This is a genomic window from Paenibacillus oralis (genome assembly GCF_003863965.1).
Classification (GTDB): domain Bacteria; phylum Bacillota; class Bacilli; order Paenibacillales; family Paenibacillaceae; genus Fontibacillus; species Fontibacillus oralis.
The window spans coordinates 5,052,775-5,065,484 of record NZ_RRCN01000001.1 but is presented as its reverse complement, the minus strand read 5'-3'; the positions used below and the strand labels follow the sequence as shown (position 1 = coordinate 5,065,484).

The following is a 12,710-nucleotide window of genomic DNA, read 5'->3' as shown; positions in this document are numbered from 1 at the left end:
GCCCCCGATCAATCTACGGAGATGGAATCCTGAGGCATTTCGTCCTGATCGGTTTTTTCTCTTCCGAATTCCTCTTCCGCTTGGGTTTCGCTCTTAATATCGATTTTCCAACCGGTTAATTTGGCCGCCAGACGAGCGTTCTGGCCTTTGATGCCGATCGCCAGCGAAAGCTGATAATCCGGCACGATGACGCGCGACATCTTCTCGGCCTCAAACACCTGCACCTCCAGCACTTTGGACGGGCTGAGCGCATTCGCCACATATTCCTCGACATTTTCCGAATAACGGACGATATCGATCTTCTCTCCGCGCAGCTCGTTTACGATCGTTTGCACCCGGGTGCCTTTCGGTCCTACGCAGGAGCCGACCGGATCGACCTCGCTGTTGCGGGAATATACCGCGATTTTGGAACGGAATCCCGCTTCGCGCGCTACGGAACGGATTTCCACGACACCGTCGAAAATTTCCGGCACTTCCAGCTCAAACAAGCGTTTCAAAAGACCCGGATGCGTGCGGGACAGCAAAATTTGCGGTCCCTTGGTCGTATTTTCCACCTTCGTGATGTAAGCCTTGATGCGATCCCCATGCTTGAACTTCTCATTCGGCATCAGCTCGTTCAAGGGCAGATGCGCTTCGATTTTGCCGAGGTCGACGTAAATGTTGCGCAGATCCTGGCGCTGCACGATGCCGGTGACGATATCCTCCTCCTTCTCTACGAAGGCGTTATATATGAGTCCGCGCTCGGCTTCGCGAATCCGCTGGGTCACGACCTGCTTCGCGGTTTGCGCCGCAATCCGGCCGAAATCGCGAGGCGTAACTTCAATCTCGGTAATATCGTCAAGATGATAGTTCGCATTGATCTCGCGCGCGGCCGCAAGCGAAATTTCCGTGCGCGGATCAAGCACTTCTTCCACGACGAGCTTGCGGGCGTATACTTTAATCGCGCCGGTATGGCGGTTCATATCCACGCGAACGTTCTGCGCCGTATTGAAGTTCCGCTTGTAGCTGGAGATAAGCGCGGCTTCAATCGCTTCGAACAAAATATCTTTGCTGATTCCTTTTTCCCTTTCCAATTCATTCAAGGCTTCGATAAAATCCATACTCATTTGCCTCGAGTTCCCCCTTTCATAGTTCCCAGCATGTCACGCTTAACCAAATGTCTGCTCTTCTAGAAAATGATCGCCAACCTTGCGCTGGCTACTTTGCTGTATGGAATCGTGTGACTCTTCTTTCCGACTTCAACGACCAATTCGTCGTTCTCGAAGGAAAGAAGCCGGCCTTCAAACTCCTTCAGGCCGCCTACCGGTTCATATGTAGTGACAAATACGTCTTTGCCGACGGCTTTTAATACGTCCTCGGCTTTTTTAAGCGGGCGTTCCGCCCCCGGCGAGGACACTTCCAGAAAATAAGCCGATGGAATCGGATCATTCTCATCAAGCTTCTCGCTAAGATATTCGCTGATCCGGCCGCAGTCATCGATGTCAATGCCGCCGTCCTTATCGACGAATACGCGAAGGAACCAATTGCTTCCCTCCTTGACGTATTCCACGTCAACCAATTCAAAGCCGTGTTCCTCCAAATAAGGCGTGACCATTTGCTCTACGGTCGCTTTGATCTTCGGTGTGCTCAAGCGTACATTCCCTCCATCACGTTCATTCCTGTATACCAAAGAGTAAAGAGTGGGTTTCCCCACTCTTTAAACAACGGTTCTATCTTCATGATTGCCAAAAAAATTATAACATAGTCCGCCAATAGTGACAAGTAAAACACCTTTACTACTATAGGTAGTTCAAAAAATCAGCTTTTGATCACGAAGCAATTCATGAAGTGAATTCGACATCGAATCTTGAATTCAGCCGGGCCTTCCGGTGCTCACGTACCCAAAACGTACGCTCCGCTCCTGACGTCCCTAGCTTCATCCAACCTTCTCGGTGCTGAAAACCTGATATTTTTGAACTTATATTTAAACTCACACTTAAAATAGCGACAGCTGGTTGCTTTCGGGGAGTCCGCGGAAGCAGCCCATGGTGCCGAGCAGCTCGACGATCGTTTTGCTCGCCTTCGATTTCTGCTGGAAGTCCTCAATCGACAGAAATTCGCCTTGCTCCTTGGCCGCCGCGATATTTTTGGCGGCGTTCTCCCCAATGCCGGCAAGCGCCGAAAACGGCGGAATCAGCGAATCGCCATCCACAGTGAACTTGGTCGCGTCGGAGCGGTACAAATCGATCGGTTTGAAATGGAAGCCGCGCGCGGTCATCTCAAGCGCCATTTCCAGAATCGAGAGCATCGCTTTCTCTTTGGGCAGCGCCTGGAAGCCCTTTTGCTCGATCTCCTCGATTTTGCGGTAGATTGCCTCGTATCCCTGACAGCAGAGCTCGATGTCGAAATCCTCACCGCGCACCGAAAAATAAGTCGCATAGAATTCGATCGGATGATAGAGCTTGAAATAAGCGGTGCGCACCGCGGAAATGACGTACGCGGCGGCGTGGGCTTTCGGGAACATGTACTGGATCTTCAGACAGGAATCGATGTACCACTGCGGCACTTTGCATTTCTTCATCTCCTCGATCCACTCCGGCGTCAGCCCTTTCCCTTTCCGCACGCTTTCCGTGATTTTGAAGGCAAGACCGGCGTCCATGCCCGCTTTGTAAATCAAAAACAACATGATGTCATCGCGGCAACCGATCACCGTTTTGATGTTGCAGGTCCCGTTTTTGATCAAATCCTGCGCATTGCCGAGCCAAACGCCCGTTCCGTGCGACAACCCGGAAATTTGCAGCAGGTCGGCAAACGACGACGGCTGCGATTCCACCAGCATCTGCCGGACAAACTTCGTTCCCATCTCCGGAATGCCGTACGTAGCGACCGGCGTACGGATCTGTTCCGGCGTCACCCCAAGCGATTCCGTCGAGTTGAAGATGCTCATCACCTTCGGATCGTTCATCGGGATCGTCGTCGGATCAATGCCCGTGAGATCCTGGAGCATCCGCATCATCGTCGGATCATCGTGTCCGAGAATATCGAGCTTGAGCAGGTTCGCGTCAAAGGCGTGATAATCGAAGTGCGTCGTTTTCCATTCCGCCTCGGTATCGTCGGCCGGATACTGCACCGGAGTGATATCCTCCACCTCGATATAGTCCGGTACGACCACGATCCCGCCGGGATGCTGGCCCGTGCTGCGCTTAACGCCGGTACATCCCGCCGCGAGGCGGCTCAGCTCGGCCCCGCGCCAATGCTTGTGATGCTCTTCCTCGTATTTTTTGGTGAAGCCGTACGCCGTCTTCTCCGCTACAGTACCGATCGTGCCGGCGCGGAACACGTTTTTTTCGCCGAACAGCACTTTCGTGTAGTTATGGGCGTGCGGCTGATATTCCCCGGAGAAGTTAAGGTCGATATCGGGAACTTTGTCGCCCTTGAACCCGAGGAACGTTTCGAACGGGATGTCGTGGCCTTCGCCCTTCAGCGCCTTCCCGCAATTCGGACATGTCTTGTCCGGAAGGTCAAAACCGCTCGGCACGCTGCCGTCCAGGAACCATTCGCTGTGCTTGCATTCCGGGTTTTGGCATATATAATGCGCCGGCAGCGGGTTAACCTCGGAGATGCCGAGGAACATGGCGACGACCGACGAGCCGACGGACCCCCGGGAACCAACCAGATACCCGTCCTGGTTTGATTTTTTGACCAAACGTTCGGAGATCAGATAGTTCGCCGAGAACCCGTATTTGATGATCGGCTCCAGCTCTTTCTCCAGCCGCTTGACAACGACGTCCGGCAGTTCCTCGCCGTAAATCTTTTTGGCCGTGTCATAGCAGGTCTGGCGGATTTCCTCTTCCGCGCCATCAATGATCGGCGTAAACAGCTTATCCGGAAACAGCTCGTATTCCTCAAATTCGTCGGCCAGCTTGGAGGTGTTGGCAACGACTACCTCGAAAGCCTTCTCTCCGCCGAGAAAAGCGAATTCCTCCAGCATTTCCTCCGTCGTCCGAAAATGCGCATCCGGCTTGCGTATATCCTTCAGCGGGCTAAACCCGGTGATACCGTGAATCGTTATGTCGCGGAACAGCTTGTCCTTTGGATCGAGATAGTGCACGTTGCCGGTAGCCACCACCGGCTTATCCAGCTTCATCCCGATCTCGACGATTTTGCGGATCGCCGTCTCCAGCTCGGCTACGCTGCCGACCAATCCTTTGTCCACCAGATGCATATACATCGTTAGCGGCTGGATCTCCAGCACATCGTAAAACTCGGCCACTGCCTCCGCTTCCTCCACCGATTTGTTGAGCACCGTTTCGAAAAACTCGCCTTTTTCGCAGCCGGACATGATGAGCAGCCCTTCGCGCATTTCCACCAGCTTCGATTTCGGAATGCAGGGCACCCGTTTGAAATAGTCGGTGTGCGACATGGAGACGAGCTTAAACAGGTTTTTCTTGCCTGTAGCGTTGAGCGCGTAGATACCGCAATGAAACGGCCGGGTATTCGACAGATCTTTGCCGACCTTATCGTTCAGCCGGTCCAGCGTCGTATACCCTTCGATCTTGAGCGCATCTTCGAGCAGGCCGTTTAATATTTCCCCGAGCGCCAGCGTATCGTCGATCGCCCGGTGATGGTTTTCCAGCGACACCTTGTATTTGGCGGCGAGCGTATTCAACCGGTGATTTTTAAGGGTCGGAAACAGCATCCGGGCTAGTTCGAGCGTATCGAGCACCGGATTGTTCATCTGCGGCAGGCCCAGCTCCTTCAGCTTCGCGTTGACGAAATCGACGTCAAACCGGGCGTTATGGGCCACCAGCACCGCATCTCCGGCAAACTCCACGAACCGCCGCAACACCGGTTCCACATCAGGGGCGTCCCTAACCATATCGTCGTTGATGTTGGTGAGCTGCTGGATGTTGTAAGGAATCCGTTCATGCGGGTTCACAAAGGTGGCGTACCGGTCGATTTCTTTGCCTTCCTGCATTTTGACGGCCGCAATTTCAATGATTTTGTTTTGGGTCACTGAAAGACCGGTGGTCTCGATGTCGAATACGATATATGTAGCGTTCTTCAAATCGTCCCCGCGCGGATTCAGCACCACGGCGACATCATCGTTCACCACATTGGCCTCGACACCGTAAATCATTTTAATGCCGTTCTTTTTCGCCGCTTTCGCCGCGTCCGGGTAACATTGCACCCCGCCGTGATCGGTGACGGCGATCGCTTTATGCCCCCATTTGGCGGCCATCTTCACGTAATCGCCGATCGGGGTGACGGCGTCCATGGTGCTCATTGTCGAATGCAGATGGAATTCAACCCGCTTCTCGGGGGCATTGTCCTTGCGTCCCGAAGGCCCCGTAATTTCCATCAGGTCGGAAGGAATCATCACCAATTCGGGAATCTGCATAAAGCGGTCGAACTCCACTTTGCCGCGGGCTTTCACCCACTTGCCGTTGGCCAACTGGCCCATCACTTTCAAATCTTCCTTGTTTTTTGCAAACAGCTTCATCGCCAGCGAATCGGTAAAATCCGTCAAATTGAACGTAAACAACGTATTTCCGTTGCGCAGCTCCTTGCGGTCCAGCCCGAAAATTGTTCCCTGAATGGTGATTTTCTTCTCTTCGTCCTGGAGGTCCTGAAGCGGCACCGGCTGCTCCTTAATGTCGTATCCGATTTGCAGTTTGACGACCTCGCCGTCCACCTCTTCAGGCGGCGCTTCCACCGTCATGCTTTCCATCATTTTCTGGATAACTTCGCGCTCTTCCTCCACGATCCGCTGCTGGAACTCCTCGAACGCTTCGGCGCCCGTTTCGCCGGTTTGCAGCTTTACCCGCAGTTGCAGGGCAAAATAAGTTTCATAAAACGTCACGATCGCCCGGTCGATACTTTTCTTGCGGGCCAGCTCCAATGCGGTAGAATCGCCCAACGTCACGGTGACGAGATCGTTCTCCACCTCAAACCCGGCGCGCATCATCCATCCGTTGACGGAAGGAACCTGACGCTGCACCCACTCCAGGAACAGCTTCCAGTACTCGCCTACAATTTCTCTGGAGGACACTTCACCGCCGTATATGAATTCGAAGGAAACTAACGCGATGTGCTCCATTTTTTCCTTGATGCGAAGGCAAAAAGTGCGGTAGGCTTGAGCCGGCACCAACGTGTCCTTCTTGATCGTGATTTTCCAATCCTTGTTGCTGCGGCTAACCTCAACCCGCTCGATATGGCCGTCGAGAAAATAGGGATCGATTAACGAGGCGGGAAGCTCCGCCTGCTTCATCAACAGCTCAAGCCGGTTTCTCTTTCCCCCAGTCTCCGTCATGTCTTCCTCCCCCATTCTAGTGCTGAAAACTTGACTTTTGGAACGCTCTGTTTAAAAGCCGTGCAGATGAATCCGTGTCCGCTTCAAATGCAAAAAGCTCCCGGCGGAAAACCGGCAGGCAATGAACCTGCCCGGCGATTCACTGCCGAAAGCCCTCTTTTGGCTGCGTTGTTTGATTTTTAATAGGCTCTGGCAAATACGACGGTATGCTTGGCTTGTTCCCCGCAAACCAGACAAGTGTGCTTCGTCTCTTTCGGTGCAAACGGAATGTTGCGGCTGGTCGCGCCGGTTTCCTCTTTCACCTGGCGCTCGCAAGCCTCCGAACCGCACCATCCGGCCAGCGTAAAGCCGCGTTTTTCTTCAATGCTTGCCTTCATTTCATCCAGCGTTTCCACGGAATAGAAATGCTCCTCACGATACGCATGAGCGCGTTCGTACATTTCATGATGCACCTGATCGAGCATCGCCCGGACTTCTTCCACCAGATTGTCCTGCTGAACCACTTTTTTCTCGCCGCTGATCCGGGAGACAAGGACGCACACGCCGTTCTCCATATCCCGCGGTCCGATCTCCAGGCGTACCGGCACGCCGCGCATTTCGTATTCGTTGAACTTCCAGCCCGGACGAAGATCGGAACGGTCGTCGATACCAACGCGAATCCCGGCCTTCTTCAACTCGGCGAACAATTCGTCCGCTCTTCCCACAACCGCGTCCCACGTTTTCGGCGGGCCGATCGGAATGATCATGACTTGCTTCGGCGCAACCTTCGGCGGCAGCACGAGGCCGCGGTCATCGCCGTGAACCATAATAAGCGATCCGATAAGCCGGGTGCTTACTCCCCACGAGGTTGTATGCACATATTCCCGGACGTTCTCACGGTTCAAGTATTGAATATTAAAGGCCGACGCAAAGTTCGTCCCCAAATAATGGGAGGTTCCGGCTTGCACGGCGCGGCCGTCCTTCATCATCGCTTCGATGGAATACGTGTCCACCGCGCCGGCGAATTTCTCGGACGGCGTTTTTTGCCCGACAATGACCGGAATCGCCAAGTAATTCTCGACAAAATCGCGGTAAATCTCCAGCATGCGCATTGTTTCTTCCCGCGCGTCCTGTTCGTTTTCATGGGCGGTATGGCCTTCCTGCCAAAGGAATTCGCTGGTGCGCAGGAACGGCAGCGTCCGTTTCTCCCAACGGACCACGTTGGCCCACTGGTTGATCAGCACCGGCAAATCGCGGTAGGATTGAATCCATTTCTCATACATGTGCCCGATCATCGTTTCCGAAGTCGGACGGATGGCGAGCCGCTCTTCCAATTTCTCGCCGGCAGCTTCGGTTACCCAAGGCAGCTCGGGGTTAAAGCCTTCGACATGCTCCTTTTCCTTCTGGAAGAAGCTCTCCGGGATGAACAACGGAAAATAAGCGTTGCGATGCCCCGTTTCCTTAAAACGGCGATCCAGCTCCTCCTGGATGTGCTCCCAGATTTCGAAACCGTCCGGCTTAAAAACGATACAGCCGCGCACCGGCGAGTAATCCATTAAATCCGCTTTTTTAATGACGTCGATATACCATCTGGAGAAATCTTCTCCCTGCGGGGTAATCTCCGTAACGAATTGTTTCTCCTCGTTTGCCATAAGAACCCTTGTCCTCCCGTTAAAAAACAACAATTTTTATTTCACCGCGTGATTCGCACGGTCCGGGCAACCGGTCAGCCGTGGAACAAGCGCAATATATCATTATAAGTGACCGCGATCATCAGCAGGAACAGCATCGCAAAGCCGATGAAATGAACCATGCCTTCGCGGTTCGGATCGATTGGCTTGCCGCGCAGCGCCTCGACCCCGAGGAACACGAGACGGCTGCCATCCAGCGCCGGAATCGGCAGCAGGTTGAATATGCCAAGGTAAAGGCTTAGGATTGCCGCCCAATACGTGAGCTGGGCTATCCCTTGTTTGGCAATTTGCCCCGTCACTTCAAACGTGCGCACCGGCCCGCCCAGATCGTCCATGGAAAACTTGTTGATCAACTGCTTAAAGCCAAGAAAAATCGCCTCGGTCGTGGACACCATTTTCTGCCCGGCTACCTGAAACGTCTCACCGAAAGAAGCGCTGCGGGTCGGGAAAATCGTCACGATCGTGCTGCCCACTTTTCCTTCTTCTTTTTCGGCTCCGCGCGGCGTAATCGTAAAGCTAAGCGTTTCTTCGCCGCGTTTGACCGTCCATTCCATCGGTTGACCCTTGGAAGCTTGAATCTTCCCGATCATTGCGTTCGCATCGGTGCCGACCGGCTGACCGTTGATCGTCTCGATAATATCCCCAGGCTGAAGTCCAACTTCCGCCGCCGGCATCCCTTTCACAACTTCGCCAATTTGCAAATGACTCGGCGTTTCCAGCGGAATCCCCGCCATTTGGGTATGCAGGGCAAACAAGACAAAGGCCAAAATAAAATTCATTAAAGGCCCGGCGAAGATCGACAACGCCCGCTGCCCCACCGTCTTGCTGCCGTACTGCCGATCCCTTGGCGCGATTTGCGTTTCTTTGCCTTTGGTCACCAGCATCGCCTGCGGATGAACGCGGTAAGACATCACGTCGCCATCCACATCCAGGCGAACCGCAAGATCATCCTGCAGATCGGCGTGCTGCACCTCGCCGCGGATGACATTTTTGCGGCTGTCCAACCGGTCCAAATAAATTTTACGAACGGTATCGCCATCCAGGCGCAGCGCGACGGTTTGTCCTTCGGCAATCTGGATCAGTTCGGGTTCTTCCCCCGCCATACGGGCGTACCCGCCGAAAGGAAGCAGGCGCAAAGTAAACTGCGTCTCTTCTCTTTTAAAGGAAAGCAGCTTCGGCCCGAATCCGATCGCGAATTCCCGCACCAAAATACCCGCGCGTTTCGCGAAGTAATAGTGCCCCCATTCGTGCACCGTAACGATGATAAAGAACATGAGCACCGTCAAAAATATAATTTTAAGCAATTCCAAGCGTAAGCATCCTCCTTTTGGCCACGGATCGTCCTAGGGCGTCTTCTTAGATTAACATTATTCTCCGAACAGGCACAAGAGAATACCGCCGCCGGACTTTTCCGGCGCAAAAGAGGAATTTTATAGAGGTTCCGGTCAAACGGGCGGGCTCTATAAAGATTCGGCCATGTTCCGGGCCCAGCGGTCGGCGAAGCGAATCCCTTCCAGATCCGGCTTCTCCTGAACGTCATGTTTGGACAACACCGTTTCAATAATCGTCTCAATCTGCAGAAACGAAATGTTTCCTTTCAGAAAGCGGGCGACGGCCACTTCATTGGCAGCATTGTAAACACAAGTAGCTGTACCACCTATTTTACCACACTCGAAGGCCAGTCTTAAACAAGGGAACCGGGTGTAGTCCATCTCCCGGAAATGCAGCTTGCCTACTTCCGCAAGGGACAGGCTTTTTGCTTCAGACGGCCAGCGGCGCGGATACGAAAGCGCGTATTGAATCGGAACCCGCATATCCGGCGTCCCTAATTGGGCGATCACGCTGCCGTCACGATATTCAACGAAGGAGTGGATAATGCTCTCGGGATGCAAGAGCACCCCGATCTGTTCGTAAGGAAGGCCAAACAGCCAATGCGCTTCGATGACCTCCAGTCCTTTGTTGACCATCGTGGCCGAATCGATCGTAACCTTGGCGCCCATCGACCAATTGGGGTGCTTCAGCGCATCCTCAACCGTGACGTTTTGCAGTTGCTCGCGGGTTAAATCGCGGAACGATCCGCCGGAAGCCGTCAACGTAATTTGCCGCACCTCTTCGATTCGCTCTCCGTTCAGGCACTGAAAAATGGCGGAATGTTCACTGTCTACCGGCAGCAGAGCGACGCCCTTGCGCTTGGCCGCTTTGGTGACCAGATGGCCCGCCGTCACCAGCGTCTCCTTGTTCGCCAGCGCAATATGCTTTCCCGCCTCTATCGCGGCGATCGTTGCCGGCAATCCGGCGCTGCCTACGATGGCGGTAACCACCGTATCGGCTTCCGTCCCCGCGGCCACCTCGATTAGCCCCTGCTCCCCATAATACAGTTCCACGCCTTGTGGAAGCTGGGGGCGCACCCGCTCGGCCAGCTCTTTCGTGGCCACGGAAGCTTTTTTCGGGCGGAACCGGTTTACCTGTTCGGCAAACAGCTCGATATTGCCTCCGGCCGCAAGCCCTTCGACTTCAAATTGCCCAGGATGCTGCCGAACGACATCCAGCGTTTGGGTACCGATCGATCCCGTCGATCCGATCAACGCTATTTTTTTCATATCGCACCTCTAAAAAATGGAGTTTCGTGATTTTCAAACTCATTTCAATCAATGTTTAAAAATCGGCTTTTCAGCACCGAAGCATATGCTTCCGATGTGCGTTTTTTCAAAACGCTTTAGGTCGGACGAAGCTAGGAACTGAGCAGCGCAGCATCGTCCCCATCAAATAGAGGAACTTTAGGGTCTTATTTCCCGAATTTGAGCCTATTCATCACCATAAGGGAACTTTTGGGTCTTATTTTTGATGAACAGGTCGAAAATGCTGCCTTTCGCCACTAGATCGTGAAAATAGCGCCATAAAATTCCTCTATTTCACGCAACATGGGGGACATCGGCTGAAATAGCGACCTATTTTTCCTTTATGTTGTCACCCGGGATTTTCAATAGACTATTTTGCCGTTTTTTCAATTCTTCACTTGCCATCATACTGACGTTATTTCTCAGAATCGTCCACAAGTTCTTGCCTCGTGATCAAAGCTTGGTTTTTAAACTGCCTCTACGGGAGGAGAATGAGGATATGTATAAACGGGAACACCACAATCCAACTGTCGCAGCGGTCCAAAATCCCGCCATGGCCGGGCAGCAGCTTTCCCGTATCCTTAATCCCGTAAACGCGTTTGTAGGCCGATTGAATCAAATCGCCGAATTGGCCGACGACAGCGGCGGATATCCCCACCACCGCGGCTCGTCCGATGCTTAACAAGCCGCCGGAAGCTACGGCAAAAATGACCGCTACGATCACCGCAAGCAGAACACCGCCAAGCGCCCCCTCGACCGTCTTGTTCGGACTGATGGCGGGCCACAGCTTGCTCTTTCCAAACCGGCGGCCGGTGAAATAAGCCCCGGCATCGCTGCTCCAGATCGCAGCCAGCAGCAGCAAGGTCCAAAACAGACCGTGGCCGTCCGGCGTGCTGCGCGTCTCAGCGATCGATGAAAAACCGATTCCAATGTAAACGGCGCCCAGAAACAGCAGCGCGGCTTGACCGATCGGAACCTCGTTTTTGGAAATCACCGTCACCGCCAAAAACAGCAGCATAAGCAGCCAGAGGATCGCCAAGGTCGGAAGCGGCATGGGGATTTGTAAGAGAGTCCATGGAAAACCCAAGTACAAAACGCCCAAATATCCCAAAACGGCGGTTCCGCCAAACGACGGCAGTCCGGTCATGCGGACGAATTCGTAGTAGCCGATCAGAGCCATTATTAAGATGAGTACATGATAGGTTAGTCCACCCAGCCAGCACATGCCCAGAAAAAAGCCGCCGGCAACGATTCCTGTAATCAACCGCTGTTTCAAGAGTTTACACCTTCCATCGCTAGCTTAATCCGCCGTAACGCCGCGTTCGCCGCTGATATTCGGCCACCGCTTCGATCAAATGCTCCTTGTGGAATTCCGGCCAATAAATATCCGTAAACCATAGTTCACTATATGCCGTTTGCCATAACATGAAATTGCTGAGCCGCAGTTCTCCGCCGGTCCGGATGAGCAGATCCGGGTCCGGCAGCCCGGCCGAAAGCATATGTTCTTCAAGCGAATCGGGGGTAATGTCTTCTGCGGACAGTTCCCCGCTTTGCACCTTCCTGGCAACGGCCTTGACGCTCTCGGCAATTTCGCGGCGGCTGCCGTAATTCAGGGCAAAATTCAAAATGAGTCCGGTATTGTTTTTCGTGCGCTCAGTCGCTTCTTCCATGGCGGCTATCGTATGAGGAGGCAACATGTCCGTATATCCCATCATTCGCACCTGGACATTTTTTTCAATCAGCTCGCCAAGCTCAATCGCCAAAAATTCCTGCGGAAGTGACATCAGAAAATCGACTTCATCCTTCGGCCGTTTCCAATTTTCCGTCGAGAAAGCATACAGCGTTAAAACGGAAATGCCAAGTTCGTCAGCCGCAATCGTCGCTCGCTTGACGGCTTTCATACCTGTACGATGTCCGACGATTCGCGGCAAACCAAGCCTGCGCGCCCAACGTCCGTTGCCGTCCATAATGATGGCCACATGCTTTGGAATGTTGTCAGGAGATAAAACAGCAGGTGCTGGACGTTGCTTTTTTTTCCACCAGGGTTGAAATAACTTGATCATTCCTTTTCCTCCAGCCGATGATGAAAAAGAGACAAACCCCACCGTAAAAGGAGGGGCCGCTTATCGT

General features: G+C 53.4%; 8 protein-coding genes. All 8 read right to left on the bottom strand.

All coding sequences use genetic code 11. From position 1 onward, the window contains the following. Positions 1 to 8: 8 nt before the first annotated feature. The 8 genes from nusA to EHV15_RS22570 all read right to left on the bottom strand — a co-directional run bounded on the left by nusA (position 9) and on the right by EHV15_RS22570 (position 12,643). A complete protein-coding gene (gene nusA / locus EHV15_RS22605; protein WP_128633205.1) occupies positions 9 to 1,106 on the bottom strand; it encodes a transcription termination factor NusA in 1,098 nt (365 codons plus the stop codon). A 62-nt stretch (positions 1,107 to 1,168) separates the two neighbouring features. Continuing rightward, on the bottom strand, positions 1,169 to 1,630 hold the full coding sequence (rimP, locus tag EHV15_RS22600) for a ribosome maturation factor RimP (RefSeq protein ID WP_128633204.1): 462 nt from the start codon (positions 1,628 to 1,630) through the stop codon (positions 1,169 to 1,171). A gap of 345 nt (positions 1,631 to 1,975) precedes the next feature. Continuing rightward, the gene (locus tag EHV15_RS22595) at positions 1,976 to 6,292 is read right to left on the bottom strand and encodes a PolC-type DNA polymerase III (protein ID WP_128633203.1); all 4,317 of its coding nucleotides are present in this window, start codon (positions 6,290 to 6,292) and stop codon (positions 1,976 to 1,978) included. A 179-nt stretch (positions 6,293 to 6,471) separates the two neighbouring features. Next, positions 6,472 to 7,923: a proline--tRNA ligase gene (gene proS / locus EHV15_RS22590; protein ID WP_128633202.1), complete on the bottom strand. Its 1,452-nt coding sequence runs from the start codon at positions 7,921 to 7,923 to the stop codon at positions 6,472 to 6,474. A 74-nt stretch (positions 7,924 to 7,997) separates the two neighbouring features. Further along, positions 7,998 to 9,272, bottom strand: coding sequence for an RIP metalloprotease RseP (rseP, locus tag EHV15_RS22585; protein WP_128633201.1), 1,275 nt, complete (start codon positions 9,270 to 9,272; stop codon positions 7,998 to 8,000). A 150-nt stretch (positions 9,273 to 9,422) separates the two neighbouring features. After that, positions 9,423 to 10,562: a 1-deoxy-D-xylulose-5-phosphate reductoisomerase gene (locus tag EHV15_RS22580; protein ID WP_128633200.1), complete on the bottom strand. Its 1,140-nt coding sequence runs from the start codon at positions 10,560 to 10,562 to the stop codon at positions 9,423 to 9,425. 496 nt (positions 10,563 to 11,058) lie between these two features. Further along, complete coding sequence (locus tag EHV15_RS22575) at positions 11,059 to 11,856, bottom strand: phosphatidate cytidylyltransferase (RefSeq protein WP_128633199.1); 798 nt, start codon at positions 11,854 to 11,856, stop codon at positions 11,059 to 11,061. Between the two features lie 19 nt (positions 11,857 to 11,875). Then, entirely contained in the window at positions 11,876 to 12,643 is a 768-nt protein-coding gene (locus EHV15_RS22570) for an undecaprenyl pyrophosphate synthase (protein ID WP_128633198.1), read from the bottom strand. Between the last annotated feature and the right edge of the window lie 67 nt (positions 12,644 to 12,710).